Here is a 15381-nt window from a genome sequence, read left to right as displayed (position 1 = left end):
AAACAATAAAAACTAAGGCTGGTAAACTTTTACTTTATAGCCTTTTAAGCTGAGTTCCTCAGCCTGTAATTGACTCATGATCCCTTTATCACAATAAAGTAGATAAGTTTCATCTTTGTTCAAGTTATCACTGGATTGCAGCTTGAAAAATGGAATAGGTAACACATTATTTTTGGTTAACACAAGCGGTTTGATTGCCAGCTCTTGAGGATGCCTGATATCAATAACAACATCGCTTGCTGCAGGTGTTTTCACCACTTCAATATCATCAAGATTTTGGTGCGACTGATAGAGCGCATCAATATTCTCAACTTTGCGATCGGTAAATGCCTGTTCTAAAACTTCGAAATCGAAATTTGATTCTTCCGCTTCTATTTTATGCAACTTCGCACAAGTAGTTGGTTTATCAGAAATTACACCACAATATTCAGGCATAACTGCAGCAAACTCTTCGGTGCCGGTTTGTTTCGACAAAGCAATAATATCCTGCTTATCCATGGTTATTAATGGACGCATTGTCAAAAAGTCAGTCGCCTTATCGATAACCGCCAGGTTAGTTAATGTTTGGCTCGATACCTGACCGACACACTCGCCGGTCACAAGTCCCGGCGCGTTAAATTCTAACGCAACCTTTTCCGCCACTCTTAACATCATTCGCTTCAACACAACGCCCATTTGCGAGTGATGGACTTTTGTAAGAATTTCATTAACAACATTTTCGAATGGAATGGTAATAAACAACACACGATGAGACGAAGAGTATTTTTCCCACAAATAATGCGATACCTGTTTAACACCAACTTCATGGGCAATTCCGCCTAAATTAAAAAAACAGAAATGGGTACGAATTCCGCGCTTCATCATTAAATAACTTGCAACCGAAGAATCATAGCCGCCAGAAATCAAGCTCACGCAAGATTCCTGTTGTCCCATCGGAAAACCACCTAACCCTTGTGTTCTTGACTCTATGGTATAAAGCTTCTCCTGCTTAATTTCTAACTGTACTGTAACTTCCGGCTGCTTGAGTTTTACACCTGCTGACTCACTATTGTGTAACAGCGCCCCGCCCGCCTTTTGTTCCGCCTGAATGGAATTAAATGGGTGGCGACCACTTCGCTTTACCCTCACACAAAAAGTTTTATCCTTCACCAATTCAGCATATTCTCTTACCGCTATCTCGGCGATATCGTCAAGCGTCTCAAAAGCATGAGTCTTAACTTTTAGAATAAAGTCAATTCCCGGCGTATGTTTTAACTTCTCCAGAACAATCGCTTCCAAATGCTCATGCTTCTCATCAAACCTGACCTCGATAAAATCCCATGAGCCGGCAATGACAATCGACTCATCAAGCGGGCTCAGAATTTTCTTAAGATTTTTCTTAAGCTGACCAATGAGCCTTTTACGCACAGGTTTGCTTTTAATAATAATTTCGGGGAATAGTTTAATGATAAATTTCATGGAGAAACGTTTAATAAAACCGGTTAGAAAACAGAATTGGGCGCTATTTTATCTGAAAAAACGGTAAAATACACTGAAAAACCCGGGGAGTCCCCAGGTAGAGAAGATAAGAAGCTAATATCGATTAAAAGCTTCTTTTTTGTAACATATCAGCTTGGTAACTCAGTACCAATCTATCGATAATACGCAACAAAGTGAAAATACCAGGTCGAGAACCTATTGGAAACAAACGACCACATTCACTTTGCGACAATTCAACTAAGCTCTGATAAGGCCGACGAACTGCCCTTCTATCGCTAAGTTTTCCGCCGGCAGAACTATCGGCTCGTAACACTCGTTAGCTGGTTGCAGTACCGCATTGTTACCCTGCCGCTCAAGTCGCTTAACGGTCACCTCATCGTCAATTCGAGCGACTACAATTTGCCCGATTTCCGCAGTATTCGACTTTCTGACAGCGATTAAATCACCATCCAGAATACCTTCGTCAATCATACTATCGCCACGTACTCTCAACAAAAACGTCGGCTTTTTCCTTTTTAGCACTTCAGGAATCGTAATATAAGCTTCGACATTTTCAACAGCCTCAATCGGCAATCCCGCAGCGACAGAGCCAATTAATGGCAATTCATTGTCGTTACTTTCCAATACCTTAATTCCACGAGGCTTATCAGGGTAAATTTTGATGACATTTTTCTTTTCTAGTGCTTTAAGGTGATCGGCGGCAGCTTTTGAAGAACTAACCCCGATGAGCTCCGCGAGTTCAACGTGAGTTGGCGCGATACCATAATTTTCGACGTATTCCTTAAGAATTTCAAATACTTCGCTTTGTCTGCTGGTTAGTTCTTTCATACTCAATCCTCAGTTGCCCTAATTATTCAATGTCCTTTTTATTGCCACATTTAGCAATTGGTCGCTTTAAATCGGCTAATTCGTAATCAGCTAACTCATAATCGGCCAACATAGCGTCAAGTGTGCCAATATGCCCTCAATCAATCTAACAAGGCATAACTAGCACTGGACAAGATAGCAGCCACACAATTACTATGTAAACAAATAGTAATCTAAGGTTTCGCGAGATTCAAGTAATTTATCTTTTTTGTTTTATTTAGAGATACTTAGGTAAGTTAAACAGCGACAATTGGCTGAAAAGTTGAATACTGAAGGGTTCAGTAACAATGCGGAAACACTGAAGGAATTATTTTTATTGAAGATTTAACAACGTGTTGAGATTAATGACAAGGTGCGTTAATAACTATTAAAATCAACGAGCAGAGAGGCTATCACGCACTCTCAGAAGAATGGTGACTAAAACTGCTTGGTCACTGAAAACATTATTTGAGGCTTTTTGAGCGCAGAATCTTTAACTTTGTTAAAAGTCCAAGTATCAGTTTTATAATTAGAATACTCTACTATCGAATAACCCTTAAGCGTCAACCGATATACCGCCGGAATAGTATTTTTGTATCGATTACTCTTTCCGAAAGACCTCGCAGCGAGCGAATGCCCATTTGATAAGTGAACAGATTTAGCGCTTTTTGCGGTGGTAAATAGTGAAATTTCAGGGCGGAATACAACTGATTTATCTGAAGAATTGGCCTGACGTGATTGAGAATAATAATCATTCGATGAAACCAGGCTAAACTCAACACCGCCGAAAGATAGCTCTTTCGTCAGAGGCTTAAATACAGATGAGCTTGTTTGCTCGTCATTCGCAAAACAATTACTACAAAAACAAGCAGTTAACGCTGATAAAACACCTAAAATCTTTTTCGTCAAACTTCGCATCGAATCTACCTCTTTCACCTACAACTGCAAGTAGTCCGTTCACCTTGATTCCAATTCAATGGTTAAAAACTAACCTCTACACTCTCAGCATAGCAAATAATATAAATGTGTCATTATGTTTCAATGGCAATTGTGAAACGACGCACATTGGCGATTGGCAACGATTGAATAGTTTTATTTTGAAAAGACTCGTAATTGTTTGTTTTTATTATATTTTTAGTCGATTTATAGTGGTATTTTGGAGAGATACGACCAGTTATTCAGCGGTTATTCCATTACTTCCACTTGCTCAAACAGTGTTTGCAGCTTCTTGGCTGATACGCCACCTTTCACTTTTATGCCAGGTGAAAACAAGCTGATCCTGAACTCCTGCAACGTCCAGAAGAGTCGCTCCAGTTCATTTTCAACAGCCGGCCCACTCTTCTGCTTAGTCAGTTCGTTCCACCAACTGTGCCACGCTAACCAGGTATCCAAAGCATTCTGTTCCTTTGGATAATTTTCTTTGATTCGTTTAATTCGCGCTTTAATGGCCTTATGGTAGCGGGTGTAGTTTTCGAAGAACGGCTCTTCAGCGCTCAGAAGGTATTTAGTTTGCCACAAGGCTTGGAGCTGCCCCCTCATATCCGAAATTGAGTCGGTGAAGGATGATTCATTGAGTCCCCCGATATCCGATGCGATTGCTTCTCTTAACTTTGCCAGTGGCAGCAATGCGTTTAACTGCTCAGCCATAACAACTCTAAAGTTCTGCTGAAATTGATCGCAAAGTTTTTTAAATCCACTCTCATCTAACTCGCCGTTGGACGCGAACCGCTTTTCGGAACTAATCAGAGATTTGGCGTAGGCCAATGCTAAAACATCAAAGATCATTCTAAAACCGTCAAATCGAATACTTAACTTTTCCAACTGACTTTTTTCGGGCCAGGCATTAAACATTTTGTTGAGATGAGTCTGATTGGCGATCAAGATTAACCTCGATACACCAACAATATGGCTTTTGAGCGCGCTCTGTTTAGTAGGAAACTCAACCAGCTTTACATGTGAACCAAAATCTTGAAGTCCCTGGAAAATTCGACTAACGAAATTATTTTGTGAAATTTCTTGCTCAATCTGAAAATTTCCGAACACCCAATGTTGGAATTTTTCCTGTTTTTTTATTGCTGTCTTTCCCTTTTCTTCAAAGCGACTTATTTTGTCCGAACTCAATGAAGTGATACTTTTGAGTGCCTTATTACTGCCGCTCGAATTCTTGCCTCTTAAATTCGTATCAGTTTTTCTCCCACCAAGGATTTTGTATTTCATTTTTAAATGAGGCTCGACGTTCTCTAGGTTGAAATCACTCGACTGAATATGTTTACCTGTCAAGCGTTGCAAAACTTTAGCTAACTCATTGATAAAAAGTTTGCCCGTCTGATCAATGGCCCAAAGCATTTCACAACACTTAGTCGCGGTATCACCTAAAGGAATTAAATCTCGTCTTAAACTTTTGGGTAACGACTTAATTGTCGCGAGCACCTTTTCTTCCAGATAACCAGGCACCAACCAGTCAAAATCTCGGTCACTGAATTGAGACAACATGTTTTGGGGAATTTCGACGCTCACCCCGTCCTCTTCACTACCGGGTGCAAAACAATAAGATAAGTTTAGATCAAACCCTTTGATGGTAATTTGCGAAGGGTAAGCTTCTTGGCTGTCTGATAAATTGTTAGTTAACGCTTCGATAGAAAAGCTGAGTTGTTGATTTCTTTTTTTAAAGTCTCTTTTTAACCACTTTTTCAAACTAACCAAGCTACAGATGTGGCTCGGTAAGTGTTCAGCATAGAGTGCCATCAGTGAATCGCTGTCAACCCGAATATTATTTTGTCGTTGTCGCTGCTCCTGTTCCTCTAGTTGAGCCAGCTTTTGCCGATTAGCCCGAAGAAACGGAAAGTCCTCAGCAAGTTGGTCTAACGCTAAACCATCTTTTAAGAATATTTCACGGGATCTCACCAGGTCAATGGTGGAATAATTAACTAAGCGCCGATTGACTAATGGTAATCCCAATAAAGTCTGGCTTAAGTATGCCATTACTTTTCCAGATTTTTTGCGCCAGTGGATATCGTCATAACGACTTTTCATCAGGTGTTGCGAATATTTTTCGATCCACTGTGGCTTAACCTGGCAGTTCATTCGTGCGTATAGCTTTTCAGTTTCGATCATTTCAGCTGACAGCAAACAGTCAACACGCTTTTTAAAACTCAGTGAAGATGGATGAACCCAAACTTTTAGACCTCTGACTCCTTGATAGTGTTGCTCCTGAGTTTTTTGGAAAATATGAGTGATAAAACCAGGAATTAAAGCGCTATGAACTTCGTCTTCTTGACACGGATTCTCATTTATTTTGATACCAAGTGCAGCAACCGCCTCTTTCAATTGAGAGTAAACTCGACGCCACTCCAGCCAACCAAGAAAGTTGATCAGGTTTTTACTACACCACTGCCTGAATCCATTAGAAGAGGTCTCAGCCCTTTTTGCCTGTAAATCACGCCAAAGCTTAATCGCAGTTAAAATATCCGAGTCGCTCTGGTGATAAGCAGCATGTAATTGATCCGCTTTTTGTTGTTTATCGTGTGGACGCTCTCGTATCTCTCGTACACTCATCAGAGAGCAAATCACTAGCATTTCATCAACGGCTACCAGATCCGGCTGTACTAAAATACGAGCTAATTGTGGATCAACCGGCAGCTTGGCCATTTGTCTACCGATAGTCGTTATTCGTTGTTGCTCATCAATCGCACCAAGCTCAAATAAACTATTGAACGCAACTTTCCAGGCTCTATCTGAAGGTTGCTCGATAAACGGAAATGACTCGACATCATTAACTTTCATTGCTTTGAGTCGAAGGGCCACCGATGACAAATTTGTGCGCTTAATCTCTGGAGAGGTAAATTCGTGACGCTGGAGATAATCTTCTTCAGAATAAAGTCGAATACAAATTCCCGGAGCGATTCTGCCGCAGCGGCCTTTACGTTGATCAGCACTTGCCTGTGAAATTTTTTCTACCGGCAATTGCTGAATTTTATTTCGCTGGCTAAAACGACTAATTCTGGCAGTACCAATATCGATGACAAAAATAATGCCAGGAACGGTTAATGAAGTTTCTGCAACATTAGTCGATACAATAATTTTTCTTTTGTTGGACGCTGAAAAAATCTTCTGCTGCTCATTAATAGAAAGTCGGGCGTAAAGGGGTAAAATTTCGCTGTTACTGAGATTGGCATTTTTTAACTGTTTAACAATATTTTTAATCTGTCCCTCACCGTCAGCAAATATTAAAATATTACCTGTAGACTCGCCGCAACATTCATCAACAGCCAAAAGAACAGAGTCCATTAAAGAGTCGCCTGCCCCCTGTCTCTCAACATCGTTATCTGCTGCTTGAGGACGATACCTCACTTCAACCGGGTAACTACGCCCCGCCACATTAACCATTGGCGCATTGTTAAAATTCTTGGAAAACTTTTGTGGATCGATTGTGGCAGAAGTAATGATCACTTTTAAATCTTTACGCTTGCTCAAAATAGTTTTTAAAAAACCGAGTAAAAAATCGATGTTTAAACTTCTTTCATGAGCCTCATCAATAATGATAACTTCATACCGTGAGAGCAATGGATCTGACTCTATTTCTGTTAAGAGCACGCCATCTGTCATTAATTTAATTCGAGTTTTGTCGCTGGATTTATTATTAAAGCGCACCGAAAATCCAACAATGTCTCCTAGTTCAGTATTCATTTCTTCTGCAATGCGCTTCGCAACGCTGGTCGCGGCAACTCTTCTAGGTTGAGTGTGAGCGATTAATCCTCGAGCGCCTAAGCCTGCTTTCACACAAAGTTTCGGCAGTTGTGTCGTTTTCCCACAGCCGGTTTCTCCTGCAACAATAATGACCTGGTGATTTTGCAACAGACTGACAATCTCATCCGACTCATTTGCAATCGGTAACTCGTGAGGGATACTAATGGTTTCCGGCTCTATACGGTTTTTTAGCGTCTCGCTATTAGAACTTTCTACAAGCCGCTTCAGTTTTGCTTGCAATTGATCGACAGCGAGCCCTTGTTTCGAGCGCTGGTTAATGGTCTTTTGCAAATGAAAGACTTTTCCCTGGTGTTTTGTTTGAAGCTGGTGTAATTCCATAACTTGTCAATGCTTTGTGTAAATCTTTTAATTCATCTCTATTAATGAGAACTGACTAGACAAAAAAAAGCCCGCTTACGCAGGCTTTTTAATCTGGCTGCTAGCCCTGATCAACCTTGCCAAAACGAATGTGGTGCTCGGAGTTCAGCGATAAAATCAGCAACTGGACGATAAAAATCTTTATCTTCCCAGTAACCGGAATGACACGCTGGATTCCATGAAGTCGCTGCACTACCAACATTGATTTCAAAATCACCATGTACAAATTGGTCGAAATCATCTGACAGCCCTTTAAGCGGATAAGCGATAATATCGTCTTTATCGTAAAAGTTATACCAGCGCGCTCTTTTCTTCATATCATCGTTCAATGCTTCACCGACAATATTGCAGGGTACGCCCAATTCTGAGTTAGCAGATTCCAAGGCATATAATCCCATTGGATTCCCAAAGGTAATGTAGCCCGCTAAGGTTTTCATCGTCTCAAAATTGCTCAATTTAGAATCGGCATTTTTCATCTCACCGATGAAATGAGACATCATCACCGCACCATATGAATGAGCAAGTACTACCAGCGGCGTTTCATCTTGATTAACTCGGCGATGGGAAGCAAATTTGCGCAAACCATCTTTTATCCGATTATTAATTGATTCGTATATTTCAGTTCCCGGACGGTATAACAGAGCTAGCGCCTGAGCATCAGTCATGATCTGGCGTAAATTTTGATAGGCCAAATCACCTTTATAGTTTGCTTTTTTTCTAAACTGGTCTAGCTCTTCTTTTACCAGGTCTCCCCAGTAAATTTCATGGAACAGTAGTTCATCTTCTAAACGACCTTCCGCACCTTTAACATACTCTTCGGCGATTCGGTGTTTTAGTTCAACAGAATAGAACTCTTCTTCACTACCCAAACCATGAATAACAGCGATAGCAAGTCTTTTCATTTTTGTCCCTCTTTACTGAACAATTCGTTATTTTTTGTTGATTATCAACATGATAAATTATTCACGAAAAATTAGCCAGTAGCAATAACCTGGATTTAACCCCAAGCTTAGCACCGTCATGGTCAAAGATCACATATAATCTAAAGACGGAACTCGCGAGCGCTAAGATACACCAGCTATTTAATAAGAAGAGTAATTTAATTCAGATTGTGGGCGAGGTAAGCCAATCGTTCTGTAGTTAGTGAACAGCAGGCTATCAACTTTGATAATCGATGAGTAATCAGGAGCGAACTTGCAGATTAATATGATTCTACAATCGCTAAAAAGAAAATGGCGGAGTGGACGGGACTCGAACCCGCGACCCCCGGCGTGACAGGCCGGTATTCTAACCAGCTGAACTACCACTCCGCACCGGTGTAGCCTTAACAATTTATTCTACCAAGTTAGCTTTCTAAGAAGCGCTCTTAGTAGAAATAACCGTAAAAGAAATTCGTTCAGCAGAATCTCTGGCTACTGCGTTTCAGCGGGCGCAATAATACGGTTCCCCCCGATTAGTGTCAACGATAATTTGCAAAAAAATGATCTTTTTTTTTATATTGAATATTTTTTAAACTAAATGCTTAATTTTCATCCGATTTTTTATCGCCGCTCTCTTCAAAAGCATCATCCCAGGTTGGTTCATCGTCTTCAGCCGTCGCCCCCAATTCGAGTCCATCTAATGCGCTATCGATATCATCCAACTCACTATCTAACGAAAAATCCAGGGATTCCTCTTCTTCTTCAGGCGTTTCATCACTTGTTGTCTCTTCCGCAGAAACATCTGCCACCCCTTCTTCCGGGTCATCAATCTCTTCCCAGCCAACATCTTCACCAGCAGTTTCTTCAGGAGCGGCTTCTTTCAGCGCTTCGTCAGCACCTAAATCTTCCTCTGCAAACGCATCGGGTTCATCCTCTAGTGTGTCTTCAACCTCAATATCGACCTCCTGCTCAGAAGCAGCATCGGTATTCCCGGTTTTCCCAGAAAAGGATTCCATCGCAGTAATGATCTGATCCACGGACATTTCCGTCTCCGGCACCTCTTCTCCAAACATCGAGCTGAATTCACCAAAAATATTATTTAATGTGGTCAGCGTAACATGAACCTCATGCTTTAAACTCTTGATTTCCTGCTTCAGCTCATCGATATCTTCGCCTTTTTCAGTTTCTTCATCTTCAGGCTCTTCTGCGACTTGAGCAACAACTTCAAGCTGATGATAGTGGCTAGTTATTCGTGTGAGATCGTCTTCAAGACCCGATAACGCCTCGGTATTTTTATCGAGAAGACTGCTTATCAGATTACGGAATAAAAACTTTCTTTCATTAATAATTTTTTTACTGAGTTTTTTTGCTTTAGCATCGTCTATCGATAACTTTCCGGTCAGGAAATTCATCAGCTCCTGTTTTTGACTATCTTCGTTGTTTTTAATTTTAAGTATTAGTCTGCGTGCAGCCTCTTTATATTTTTTACGTCCACTGACGAGCACCCAAATTAGTAAAAGGCACAATATAAACAAAGGTAAAGCGACCTCGATGACAATCAACCAGGACACAAAATCGTTATTCATTCATTTTCCCCACTATCTTATTATTAATAGCCGTTTTAATTTTAATCTTGATTTTATTATTGATGGCCAGATTATTCATCATCATCTTCGTCATCTTCGTCATCATCGTCATCTTCAACACCTAACTCGTTTGCCAGAAGTGCAGAACTGTGCTGTCCTTTCTTCTTAATGAACCGCCATCCAAAGAAACCGAGAATAATCAATATCAGGTTAGCGCCACCACCGACAATTAACCAAAAAGTCCAGTCAACCTCTTCTTCTGGTTCGGGTTGTTCAACCGCTTCTTCGGTTGGTTCGGCCGGCTTTTCCTCTTCCTCTTCTGGCTTCTTTTCTTCTTCTGCCGGGGCATCAGGCTCTTCCACTACCTCTTTTACCTCTTCCTCCTGAGGTTTGGCTTGCTGCGATAAAAGATAGGATGGTGTTGGTGAAGTGCTAAATACAATCGGTTCTGGGGAAACAGAGAAGTCTCTGCCAACAATCGATTTTCCTTTGATATCTAGTGCAATCGCGTAATCCCCTCCAGCAGGAGAAACTCGCAGCTCTATCGGCTGATCAAAGTCTTCCAGCGCCATATACTGCTTCTCACCATCTGGCTGAGTAACAGTTGCATTCACTTTTAAGCTCTCGCTCTGGACGATATCGTCCCTGACCGTGAAATGAATGGCATGTGGTTTAGTTTCTTGATCGGAGATTTCTACCTGGTGTTGTAACGGCGACCCGTAAATATTAATAGCATGATTGCGGGTTCTCTCGAAAGTAGGACTTTTAACTTCTAGCGTTAATTGCAGTACGCCCTCGAAACTATCGGTAAAAAAGTTCTGCTTAAACTGATGATTGCCGCTGTCGTAAAACATGGCGAGACGACTCGTTTGCCCTTGTTTACTTTGGACTAATCTGGCCTCAACCAAGCTCAGGAAATCAGGTTTAGTGATCGGCTTTCCGTCTTCTAACAAGCCAACTTGATAATTAATGGCCTCGCCCGCTAATAAATTATTCGGTACCGGCGCAACGTCTAATCCCAACTTACTAACAACCATCACGCGGTTATCAGGATCGACTTTCGCATCGATCTGCCAGGCGCCTGGCGCTGGCGATTTTACTGTGACTAAATCGTATCCGGCCGTGGTAAACCAACGCACGCTACCATCGGGGGACGCATCCTCAATGACACTTTTGTCCGGTGCCACCAAGCGAACTTTTTCTAATGGATCCTGTTTAAATACCAGTAAGGTCATTTCTTCAATGCTCGCATCAACATTGAAGTTGTTATCAGTGAGGGGCAAACTGTCTCGTGCCGCAGATTGCTCGAAAATTTTCAAGAATACCTTTTGTAACTCTTCAGCTGACTCAACCGCCTGATACCAACCATCGGTCTGTGTAGATAAGGTTTTTAATAATTCATGATCGGCATTTTTTGACAACGCAATAGTGTGGATCGACACTTTAGCATTCACCAGTTTTGGTAATATCTGGTTAAGAATTCTTTCTCTTTCTTTCGCGTTAACTTTGGGATCTTTTGAAATATCAACCATGCCGTCAGTTAGCAAAATCAATGAGCGTTTTTCACTCGGATTTGGCTTACTCCAGCCATAACTGGCTTTTTCCAGCACTCCACCAATATTTGTGTACAATCCGGCAGAGTTTATTTTGGTTGCGCTTTTGGTCGCATTTTCTTGCCATTGAGCGTCGACAGGAGCCAGACGAACCATCATGTTGACATATCGCCCGAAAGCCCATACTCCAGCTTCTGAGCCCTGTGGCAGTAGATTGGTCACCAGCTGTAAAGCTGGCACTCGTAAATTATTGGGGTCATTTTTCTTCATACTCCCTGAGATATCAATCAGCAGACGAACATCAGGTTTGGCGTTTGATGCCACTGATTGCGCGGCCATGACAATGCTCGTCCATGTGACCGTTGCCAAGGATAGTACTAATATTTTTAATATTCTCATTTTTATTGCCAATAATAGACTGAAAGAGTACAACCCTAGTGTAGCTTAATTGTAAATAATTTTCATAATATTCAGGCAGATAGAGACGATAGTTATGGTAAAAAGTGAAGTTTATCGCAACACTCCGCGATTTTAGCCTGATCGAAATCAAACAGGGTCGGTTCATGAGCGTTTAGAATTAAGATATATAACCTGATCTTGGGATATATAATTAAGTAGGTAAGATATACAATATTGTAAAATCGTCAGTTGATGAGGAGCCTTAAATGATCACCCTGGAAGAAATTATGACTCCAAACCCGATCACACTGTCCAGATTTCATAGCTTAAGCGACGCTCGCCAATTAATGGATGAAAAAAGATTTCGGCATATTCCCATTGTAGATGACGACAAGCGGCTGATTGGTCTGGTAACCCAAAGAACCGTGTTAGCCAACGCAAGCTCATCACAAAACTTGATCGATGCAGAAGAACTAAAGAAAATCGAGCAAGGAACTTTACTGGCAGACTTAATGACTGTCGACCTGACAACCGCCACACCAACAATGAAGATATCCAACGCCGCTCGCCTACTTCAAAATAAAAAGTTTGGGTGTCTGCCTATTGTTGATAATGATTATAAATTGGTCGGAATCATTACCAACCATGATTTTGTCGCTATCACCATCCAATTATTAGACATCATGGAAGTTGCAGAGCCGCCTGAGTTGAGCTGAAGAACTAATATAGCAGATAGCCCGGCGGCAATAGGTTAAAAGCGAGTGAGCAAGCAAGCGGGTTAACCGGTAGAGAGGCTCGCTAGCCAGTTAATCAGCATTAAAATAATCATCATCAACGATGTAATCTTCCATATCTTCTTCCTCAATATCAGCCTCGCTGATAACCTTCCCTGTTACCGCAATTCCTGCTTTTTTTGCTGAGTGTTGATCGCCAGTTTCAAGTGGGTGCCATTCGGGTAAGGGCTCTCCCTGCGCTAATAACCGATAACCGCACGTGTCCGGCATCCAGGGCAGATTACCGGCATTTTCCGGTGTGACTTTAATGCAATCAGGAACATATTGATGGCGCTTGGGATAAACTGTGCATTGACACTCATCGGTATCTAAATATTGGCAGACAACATTAGTTTTATATAACTCATCAGTGTCATCATCTTGTAGCTTATGGGCACAACACTGGCAACAACCATCGCAGATTGATTCCCACTGCTTTTCATTTAACTCTTTTAGCGGAATACGCTCCCAGAAACGATCTTTTGCTACCATCATTAACTCGCCACCAAGCAACTAAACAACTTGGGTTTCTCCTATCAAAACCTGATTAAGCGTGAATTTCAGCTTGTCACCCTGAGCTAACGCCCCAACACCTTTCGGCGTACCAGTCATGATAATATCGCCGGCATACAAGGTAAAATTTTGCGATACTTCCGCAATTAACTGATCGATTGGAAAAATCATGTCGCGGGTATTTCCCTGTTGAGCAACCTCGCCGTTTTTTTCCATACAAAATTCGATGTTTCCCCACTCTATATCATCATTCACGGGATGAAAAAATGAAACTGGACTAGCCCCGTCAAAAGCTTTCGCTCGTTCCCACGGGTGCCCCTTGGATTTGAGCTTCTGTTGCACATCTCGTAGCGTCAAATCAAGCCCGATACCAATGCCCGCAATCACTGAAGCCGATTGTTCGGGTTGAAGTTGAGTCGCTTTTTCGCCAATTAAAATGGTCACTTCTAACTCGTGATGACATTCTCCAGAAACCGGCAGTTTGATTGGCTCAAGCAGGTTTTGCAAACATGAATTAGGCTTGATAAATAGTATTGGCGACTCAGGGACAGGATTATTCAATTCTTTCGCGTGTTCGGTGTAATTTCGTCCAACGCATACGACCTTGCTTGTTGGATAGTTAAAATCAACTTCACCACTTTGAGAAACAATACCAGGCTTAAACCACTCAGCTGACATATTTTATTCCTTGACCATTCAAAATAATAACCCTCTTTAAATTTTCCGCGAGTATGCTTTTGTTATCAATTAATTTTGGGGAAACCGATTCTATCTGCAAGATAGCCAACACCTGTGGCGAAATAATGGGAGCGATTCCAGCGCATGATGACATCAAAGTTTTGATAGACCAGGTAAATTCGTCCCTTCTCTCCACCAGGAGCGATAAGATAAGCGTCAATATTCACTTCGGGTAAATCGCGTAAGTCGTAGCGTCGTACGCCAAGTGCCTGCCACTGCTTTAACGATTGTTTGTGTTTTTTTCCTATCTGATAAGTCGCAAACGGTTGTGTGAGTTTAACTTGACGCCCCCACGATTTATCTGACTGCCAACCGGATTTGGCCAGGTAATTTCCCATTGAAACAAAAATATCCTGTTTATTACCCCAGATATCTTTTTTACCATCACCATCAGCATCTTTTGCAAAGGTTAAAAAACTGCTGGGCATAAACTGGCAGTGTCCCATTGCCCCGGCCCAGCTTCCTTTCATATTTTCAACAGAGATATGACCTTGCCCCAAAATCTTTGTGGCAGCCATCAATTCCCGGGTAAAAAACTCTTTTCTGCGGCCATCAAACGCCAGCGTTGCTAGTGCGCTTGGCACATGATAATTACCTGTTATCGTACCAAAATTACTTTCCTTTCCCCATAATGCAGTAATAAAACGCGCTTCAACACCCGTTTGCTCCTCAGCCAGTTTTAACAAATCCTGGTTGACCTTAAATTGCTTGCGCGCTTTTTTGACTTTCCATTCAGGAATAACTTTGCTCAAATATTCTTCATGAGTCATGGTCCCTTCGGGCTGTCTGCGATCTAGTCGAATAACTTTGGGGAGATATTCAAGTGAATCTATGATGCTATCGACCAATGCTTCCGAAGCGCCTTGTTGCATCATTTCCGGCTTGAGAGTGACTTTCCACTCCTCGAACTTTTTCTGGGGATCAGCTTTAATTTGTATACCCACTAGCAACGAGAACGCCAGTAATAGAGTCTTTCTCATCAGCCCTTCTCCTTTCGTAATTATTCAGTTTAATCGTTTCGATATTTAATCACTTCAATTAAACTGTTTTACTAATTTTTTTCTATTAAACTCGCCACAAATATTTCTATTACACTGTTGAGAGTTGCGTTTATTTGTTGTCTGCCTGGTTAGAATGGATGACAGGTGGCATTTGCAAAAAATATCCATCGGCTTCCATTTTTAACTTTACTTCTTCAATATCAACTCGTGACAATTTGTCTCTCTTAGCTAAGTTGATTTGTAATGCGAACTCAGGTTTTCCAAAAGCTTTCAATAGCGCTTCGGGAACCGCTGAAAAATCATCCTTAACAGGAACATACAAATACATTTCATCTTTCTTTTTACTTCGGTAAATACTTGCGAGCATACAAAATCTCTTTTGGGGAAGTGTTTTAAAACAGGTCGGCCGACCAGCAATATACTTTTGTTAATTTTAGCTGACTTATCAA

12 protein-coding genes and 1 tRNA gene are annotated in these 15381 nt (G+C 41.4%); 1 reads left to right on the top strand and 12 read right to left on the bottom strand.

Annotated features, from left to right (window positions below):
- Nucleotides 1-12: 12 nt before the first annotated feature.
- The 8 genes from thiI to FLL46_RS24745 all read right to left on the bottom strand — a co-directional run bounded on the left by thiI (nt 13) and on the right by FLL46_RS24745 (nt 11907).
- On the bottom strand, nt 13-1458 hold the full coding sequence (gene thiI / locus FLL46_RS24780; protein WP_142934786.1) for a tRNA uracil 4-sulfurtransferase ThiI: 1446 nt from the start codon (nt 1456-1458) through the stop codon (nt 13-15).
- A gap of 258 nt (nt 1459-1716) precedes the next feature.
- Nucleotides 1717-2307 (bottom strand): transcriptional repressor LexA, encoded by a 591-nt coding sequence (lexA, locus tag FLL46_RS24775; protein WP_142934784.1) that lies wholly within the window; start codon nt 2305-2307, stop codon nt 1717-1719.
- A gap of 456 nt (nt 2308-2763) precedes the next feature.
- Entirely contained in the window at nt 2764-3243 is a 480-nt protein-coding gene (locus FLL46_RS24770; protein ID WP_142934782.1) for a hypothetical protein, read from the bottom strand.
- 267 nt (nt 3244-3510) lie between these two features.
- Nucleotides 3511-7410: an ATP-dependent RNA helicase HrpA gene (hrpA, locus tag FLL46_RS24765; protein WP_142934780.1), complete on the bottom strand. Its 3900-nt coding sequence runs from the start codon at nt 7408-7410 to the stop codon at nt 3511-3513.
- Nucleotides 7411-7520: 110 nt separating this feature from the next.
- Entirely contained in the window at nt 7521-8351 is an 831-nt protein-coding gene (locus FLL46_RS24760; protein ID WP_142934778.1) for a hypothetical protein, read from the bottom strand.
- Between the two features lie 331 nt (nt 8352-8682).
- Nucleotides 8683-8759, bottom strand: a tRNA-Asp gene (locus FLL46_RS24755).
- 212 nt (nt 8760-8971) lie between these two features.
- Nucleotides 8972-9955, bottom strand: coding sequence for a hypothetical protein (locus FLL46_RS24750; RefSeq protein WP_142934777.1), 984 nt, complete (start codon nt 9953-9955; stop codon nt 8972-8974).
- A gap of 71 nt (nt 9956-10026) precedes the next feature.
- Nucleotides 10027-11907 (bottom strand): VWA domain-containing protein, encoded by a 1881-nt coding sequence (locus FLL46_RS24745; protein WP_142934775.1) that lies wholly within the window; start codon nt 11905-11907, stop codon nt 10027-10029.
- A gap of 266 nt (nt 11908-12173) precedes the next feature.
- On the opposite strand from FLL46_RS24745, the gene FLL46_RS24740 reads away from it, so the two are divergent.
- Nucleotides 12174-12623, top strand: coding sequence for a CBS domain-containing protein (locus FLL46_RS24740; RefSeq protein ID WP_142934773.1), 450 nt, complete (start codon nt 12174-12176; stop codon nt 12621-12623).
- A gap of 90 nt (nt 12624-12713) precedes the next feature.
- Here FLL46_RS24740 and FLL46_RS24735 read toward each other — a convergent pair whose 3' ends face one another.
- The 4 genes from FLL46_RS24735 to FLL46_RS24720 all read right to left on the bottom strand — a co-directional run bounded on the left by FLL46_RS24735 (nt 12714) and on the right by FLL46_RS24720 (nt 15299).
- Nucleotides 12714-13175, bottom strand: coding sequence for a YcgN family cysteine cluster protein (locus FLL46_RS24735; RefSeq protein WP_246119397.1), 462 nt, complete (start codon nt 13173-13175; stop codon nt 12714-12716).
- 18 nt (nt 13176-13193) lie between these two features.
- A complete protein-coding gene (locus tag FLL46_RS24730; RefSeq protein WP_142934772.1) occupies nt 13194-13871 on the bottom strand; it encodes a fumarylacetoacetate hydrolase family protein in 678 nt (225 codons plus the stop codon).
- Between the two features lie 65 nt (nt 13872-13936).
- The gene (locus FLL46_RS24725) at nt 13937-14911 is read right to left on the bottom strand and encodes a lytic murein transglycosylase (protein WP_142934770.1); all 975 of its coding nucleotides are present in this window, start codon (nt 14909-14911) and stop codon (nt 13937-13939) included.
- 130 nt (nt 14912-15041) lie between these two features.
- Nucleotides 15042-15299: a YcgL domain-containing protein gene (locus FLL46_RS24720; protein ID WP_142934767.1), complete on the bottom strand. Its 258-nt coding sequence runs from the start codon at nt 15297-15299 to the stop codon at nt 15042-15044.
- Nucleotides 15300-15381 lie beyond the last annotated feature (82 nt).

Source organism: Aliikangiella coralliicola, assembly GCF_007004725.1.
Lineage (GTDB): Bacteria > Pseudomonadota > Gammaproteobacteria > Enterobacterales > Kangiellaceae > Aliikangiella > Aliikangiella coralliicola.
The sequence above is the reverse complement of the archived record's forward strand: the minus strand, read 5'-3'. Positions and strand labels throughout refer to the sequence as shown.